The following is a 5,029-nucleotide window of genomic DNA, read 5'->3' as shown; positions in this document are numbered from 1 at the left end:
ACCCCGAGCAGTAGTCACCCCCACGGGGCTCCGCCCCGRGSMCGGGCCCTCAAGGCGATAAACCGCAAAACCCCCGGAGGGACCCGTGCCGGAGGGGCACACCATTCATCGGCTTGCTCAGGACCATCTGGCGCGGTTCGCGGGGAAGGCCGTGGACGTGCGTAGCCCGCAGGGGAAGTTCTCCGGGAGCGCCGCGCTGCTCGACGGACGGGCGATGGAGACCGCCGAGGCCCACGGCAAGCATCTCTTCCTCGGGTTCGGCGGCGACTGGGTCCACATCCACCTGGGGCTCTTCGGCAAGTACGCCATCGGCGAGTGCCCCGCGCCGCCGCCCACGGACACCGTCCGGCTGCGGCTGCGCAACGACGCGTACTACTCCGATCTGCGGGGCCCGACCACCTGCGCCCTCGTCGCGGACGAGGAGAAGCGGGCGATACACGAGCGCCTCGGCCCCGATCCGCTGCGCGACGGGGACGACCCGGCGAAGGCCTACCGGCGGATCTCCCGCAGCCGCACCACCATCGCCGCGCTGCTCATGGACCAGAAGGTCATCGCGGGCGTCGGCAACGTCTACCGCGCGGAGGTCCTCTTCCGGCACGGCATCGATCCGTACACCCCGGGCAAGGACCTCACCGAGGAGCGCTGGAACGCGATCTGGGCGGACCTGGTGGAGCTGATGCGCGAGGGCGTGCGCCTCAACCGCATCGACACCGTCAGGCCCGAGCACACCCCGGAGGCGATGGGCCGCCCGCCGCGCGTGGACGACCACGGCGGCGAGGTGTACGTCTACCGCAGGGCGGACATGCCCTGCCACATCTGCGACGGCGAGATCCGCACCGCCGGTCTCGCCGCCCGCAACCTCTTCTGGTGCCCCACCTGCCAGCGGCCGGAGTCCTGAGCCCGGGCCCCGGCGAGCGGATCGCATAAGATCGTCCGCCACGACCGCATCGCCGGTTCAACGGGGGTTTCCATGTTCGGGTTCGACGTCGCCGGGGCGCCGAGCACCGCTGGCTGATCCTCGTCATCAACCTCGCCTTCGGCGCCTCGCTCATCGGCTGGCTGATCGCCCTCTACCTGGCGACCCGCAAGCCGAAGAACGCGGTCCAGCTGCCCGGGGCCGTCTGAAGCCCCCGGCTAGAACCCGTGGGGCAGCCAGGGCGCCACGTCCGAGCCGAAGGCCAGGGAGCTCTCGGTCAGGGCGCCCCCGCGCAGTTCCCGGACCCGGCCCGCGGCCGCCAGTGAGGTCAGGGTGGTGCCGCCCAGATAGGCGGCGCCCAGCTCACGTACCGAGAGGGCGAGGTCGGGGGCGTCGTCCGTGCGGTCGCACGAGGCGCCCTTGGGGTCGCCGGTGAGGCGCCAGCGCCCCGCGTTCCAGGGGCAGAAGGCGTCGTCGACCTCGATGACCACGTCCAGCGGCGTCCGGTACGTACGCGCCGCGAGGGCCGCCCCCACGTCGACGAGCCGTACGTGCAGCGAGTCGCGGACCGTCACGTCACACCGCCGGACGTCGGAGACGAGGTGGAACAGCGGGTCGTCCGCAGGGCGGTTCCCGGCGAGGACCGACGACGTCAGGTCGATGTCGAACAGGAACCGCCACAGCGCCGCGTACGCCGCCGGGTCGAGCGCCTCGATGTCACCGAGCCTGACCACGCCCTTGGGGCCCTTGAAGTCCCACTCGGGCTTGACCCGGTAGCGGGCGTACCCGACGAGTTCGCCCGCGCGCTCGGCGACCACGCACTGGAGGGGGGACGCGCCGTCCCGGTCGTCCTTGGGATCGAGCAGGCCGAGCCGCTCCCAGCCGGGCTGCCTGGCCAGCATCCCGGGCCGGCCGGGGACCGCGCGCGCGTAGAGCGCCTCGCACGCCTCGTGGACGTCGGCGGGCTGCGCGTACCGCAGGGCTACGTCATCCGTGCCGGGCGGTACGGACAGCCGCACCCGGGCCGTGTCGATGTCGGCCTTGAGCTGCTGGGTCGCGGCGCCGTACCCGAAGCGGCCGTAGATGGCCGGTTCGGAGGCGGTCAGCACCGCGACCGGTTCGCCGAGCGCGCGCACGTCGTCGAGCTGCTTGCGCATCATCGACGTCAGGATGCCGCGCCGCCGGTGCGTGGCGGCCACGCCGACCATCGTCACGCCCGCCGCGTCCACCAGGGCGCCGCCCGGCACGGAGAGCCGGAAGGAGAAGGCACCGGCCGACCCCACGCACGTCTCCCCGTCCCAGACGCCGATCGAACGCGCGCACTCGGTCAGCGAACGCCACAGCTCCCGCTCGTCGTCCGACTCGGGAACCCCTCCGAACGCCACGTCCAACTGGCGGTACCAGGCGTCCCATTCGTCCTTCGCGAGCCCCCGCAAGTCTGTCGTCATATGCCATGCCTACCAGGGGGCCACGAGCCCGTGCGACAGGATTTCCGGGGTCCGTTCCGGCCACCGCGCCGCGCGCCGCCGCATCCTCCGACGAGGGACAAGTGGGACCTCCCGTGCGAAGTGCCCGGCCCGCTGGATAGGGTCCACGAGCAATGGCGGTACGAGGAGAACGTCGCGAGCGGCGGGCGGAAGCCGAGACATTCACGGCCCGGTTGAAAAAGCGGATGCACCGGGTCCGCATAGTGCTGCGCAAATCCGGGGTCGACTACTTCCGCGGGGACGGCTCCGACTGGGTCGCCCTGGCCGGGCTGCTCCTCACCGTCCCGCTGATCACCTGCGGCACGCTCGTCAACAGCGTGTGGTGCTCGCCCGCCACCCTCGTCCTGCCGATCGTCGCGGGCGGCCTGCTGCTGCGCCCCGCCAGCCTCCTCGGCCTCTACGCGGCATCGGCCGTCGCCCTGATCGTGGAGTCCGTCCAGCTCGGCCCGTACACCGAGGGGTACTCGCGCGTCACCCCCGGCGTCGTCCTCGTGGTGGCCGCCTGCGGCTTCTTCGGGCTCGTCATCGCGCAGTTCCGCAGCCGCGTCGGTGTGCCGTGGCGCGGTGGCGGCACGATGCTGTTCGACCTGCGCGAGCGCATCCGCGTCCAGAGCAAGCTGCCGCGGCTGCCGCGTGGCTGGCACCGCGAGATGGCGCTGCGCCCGGCCGGGGGCCAGTCCTTCTCCGGCGACTTCGTCGTCGCGGCGCGTACGAACGGCGGGCGCACCCTGGAGGCCGTCCTCACCGACGTCTCCGGCAAGGGCATGGACGCCGGGTCGCGCGCACTGCTCCTGTCCGGCGCCTTCGGCGGGCTCCTCGGCTCGCTGCCGCCGCACGCCTTCCTGCCCGCGGCCAACGGCTATCTGCTCCGCCAGGACTGGGACGAGGGCTTCGCGACCTCCATCCACCTGGTGCTCGACCTGGAGACCGGCGACTACGAACTCTTCTCCGCGGGCCACCCGCCGGGCCTCCAGCTCAGCGCGGGCACCGGCCGCTGGGAGGAGAAGACGGGCCAGGGCCCGCTGCTCGGCGTCTACGACGGGGCACAGTTCGACCCGGTCAAGGGCATGCTGCGCCCCGGCGACGTCCTGATGCTCTTCACCGACGGCCTGGTGGAGACCTCCGACCGCGACATCGCCGAGGGCATCGACCGCCTGACCGGCGAAGCGGACCGCTATGTCGCGGGCGGCTTCCACGGCGCCGCCTGGCATCTCATCGAGGCGGTGGCCAAGGACGTCAACGACGACCGGGCCCTGCTCCTCATCTGCCGGGAGGCGTAGACCGGGAGCGCCCCCGACGCCGTCGTCGCCGTCGGGGGGCTGGGGGGGCGTACGTGACGCCGTTACGGGACGCTGTCCGCCGTGGCCCGGTCCCGGTCCCGGTCCCGTCGGCTCCCGGGGGCCGGGCCGTCCGCCGTGGCGAGGGTGCGGCCGCCGGGGAGGACGCGGGCCAGCCATTCCGAGCGGCCCGCGGCCAGGGGGCCCAGGACGGCGAGGAGGAGGACGTAGCCCGCGATGAAGGGGGAGAGCCGTTCGTCCAGGCCCGCGCCCGCCGCCATCGTGGCGAGGATCAGCGCGAACTCGCCGCGTGCGAGCAGGGTCGTGGAGATGTTCGCCGCCGGGCCCGCCCCGAAGCCGTACACCCGCGCCGCGCCGAGGCCCGCGAGGACGTTCATGAGGAGGGTCACCGCGACCGCCGCGAGGACCGGCCAGACCACCACCGGCAGGTCACCGGGGTCGATGGAGAGTCCGAACGCGAAGAAGAAGATCGCCCCGAACGCGTCCCGCAGCGGGTGCACCAGGGTGCGGATGCGGTCACCGGACGCCGTGCTGCCCAGCATCAGGCCGACCATGAAGGCCCCGATGGCGTCGGCCACGCCGAACCACTCGGAGACCCCCGCGACGAACACGGCGACGCCCAGGAAGGAGATGACGAGGAGTTCGTCGTCCTTGGTGTCGAAGAGGCGGCCCACGAGTCGGGTGCCGAAGCGCGCCGCGAGGGCGAGGAGCAGCAGGAAGCCGAAGGCCTTGCCGCCGTCCAGCACGGCCGCCGAGAGGCTGTCGGCGCCGGACAGGATGGGCTGGAGCGCCGCGAGGTAGAGGGCCAGGAAGATGTCCTCGACCACGATGATGCCGAGGATCGGCTTCGTCTCGGGGTTGCCGAGCCTGCCGGTGTCGACCAGGACCTTCGTGACGATCGCGGAGGAGGAGATGCCGAGCACCCCGGCGAGGACCAGCGCCTCGGAGGTGCCCCAGCCGAGCGCGAATCCGAAGCCCAGGCCCGCGCCGACGTTCAGCGCCAGATAGGTGCCTCCGGCGAGGGCCATCCTGCGGCCGCCCGTCCTGAGGTCGTCCATGTGGAACTCAAGGCCCAGATAGAACAGGAGCAGGACGAGGCCGAGCGCCGAGAGCATCTCCAGGTCGTGGGGGTCGGAGACCAGGACCACGCCGGGGGTGTGAGGGCCGAGCAGTATCCCGGCCAGGATGAAGAGGGGGATGGTGGGGAGTCCGATGCGGCCGCCCAGGCGGGCGAGCACGGCGGCGGCGAGAAAGGCGCCGCCCATGGCTATCAAGGTGTCTGCGTGTCCGATGGGCCCGTTCCTCCTGTGAGTCGGTGTCGCTTCCGG

General features: G+C 72.4%; 4 protein-coding genes and 1 pseudogene. 3 read left to right on the top strand and 2 right to left on the bottom strand.

Annotation, left to right across the window (positions count from 1 at the left end; all coding sequences use genetic code 11):
* Positions 1 to 85 precede the first annotated feature (85 nt).
* Together AB8Z36_RS30795 and AB8Z36_RS30790 are read left to right on the top strand one after the other, a co-directional pair.
* Complete coding sequence (locus tag AB8Z36_RS30795) at positions 86 to 898, top strand: Fpg/Nei family DNA glycosylase (RefSeq protein WP_369216676.1); 813 nt, start codon at positions 86 to 88, stop codon at positions 896 to 898.
* A gap of 101 nt (positions 899 to 999) precedes the next feature.
* Positions 1,000 to 1,125, top strand: a pseudogene (locus tag AB8Z36_RS30790) (superinfection immunity protein); the annotation flags it as partial.
* 9 nt (positions 1,126 to 1,134) lie between these two features.
* Here the strand turns inward: AB8Z36_RS30790 and AB8Z36_RS30785 are convergent.
* Entirely contained in the window at positions 1,135 to 2,364 is a 1,230-nt protein-coding gene (locus AB8Z36_RS30785; protein ID WP_369216675.1) for a GNAT family N-acetyltransferase, read from the bottom strand.
* 152 nt (positions 2,365 to 2,516) lie between these two features.
* Here AB8Z36_RS30785 and AB8Z36_RS30780 point away from each other — a divergent pair, with 152 nt between their 5' ends.
* Complete coding sequence (locus AB8Z36_RS30780) at positions 2,517 to 3,683, top strand: PP2C family protein-serine/threonine phosphatase (protein ID WP_369216674.1); 1,167 nt, start codon at positions 2,517 to 2,519, stop codon at positions 3,681 to 3,683.
* A 62-nt stretch (positions 3,684 to 3,745) separates the two neighbouring features.
* Here AB8Z36_RS30780 and AB8Z36_RS30775 read toward each other — a convergent pair whose 3' ends face one another.
* Entirely contained in the window at positions 3,746 to 4,966 is a 1,221-nt protein-coding gene (locus tag AB8Z36_RS30775; protein ID WP_369216673.1) for a cation:proton antiporter, read from the bottom strand.
* Positions 4,967 to 5,029 lie beyond the last annotated feature (63 nt).

The organism is Streptomyces flavofungini (genome assembly GCF_041028215.1).
Taxonomy (GTDB): domain Bacteria; phylum Actinomycetota; class Actinomycetes; order Streptomycetales; family Streptomycetaceae; genus Streptomyces; species Streptomyces flavofungini_B.
The sequence above is the reverse complement of the archived record's forward strand: the minus strand, read 5'-3'. Positions and strand labels throughout refer to the sequence as shown.